Here is a 465-nt window from a genome sequence, read left to right as displayed (position 1 = left end):
CACTGGCTGGTGGAGCAGGGCGCGGGTCCGGAGCGGCTGGTCGCGGTGAAGATCCCGCGGTCGGTGGACCTCCTGGTCGCGATCTACGCGGTGGTGAAGGCCGGGGCGGCGTATCTGCCGATCGATCCGGAGCTGCCCGAGGACCGGGTGCGGCACGTGCTGGACAGTGCGAAGCCGCTGCTGGTGCTCGACGAGGACCTGCCGGATGTCTCGGGGTATCCGGACGCCGATCCGGAGCGGGTGTTGTCTCCGGACAACGCGGCGTATGTCATCTTCACCTCGGGTTCCACGGGTGGGCCGAAGGGTGTGCAGGTGGCGCACCGGTCGATCATGAACCGGCTGGCGTGGGGTCTGGCGCACTTCGAGGTGGGTGCCGAGGACCGGGTGCTGCTGAGCACGACGGCGAGTTTCGACGTGTCGGTGCCGGAGCTGTTCGCGCCGCTGCAGGTCGGCGCCGCGATCGTG

The 465-nt window shown here is 69.7% G+C and carries 1 protein-coding gene; it reads left to right on the top strand.

The window, feature by feature from the left end; all coding sequences use genetic code 11:
* The coding region (locus ADK65_RS02915; protein ID WP_159038705.1) for an AMP-binding protein at positions 1–465 on the top strand (465 nt) is incomplete at both ends.

The organism is Streptomyces sp. NRRL B-1140 (assembly GCF_001280065.1).
Taxonomy (GTDB): Bacteria; Actinomycetota; Actinomycetes; order Streptomycetales; family Streptomycetaceae; genus Streptomyces.
This window is presented reverse-complemented; position numbering and strand designations above follow the sequence as displayed.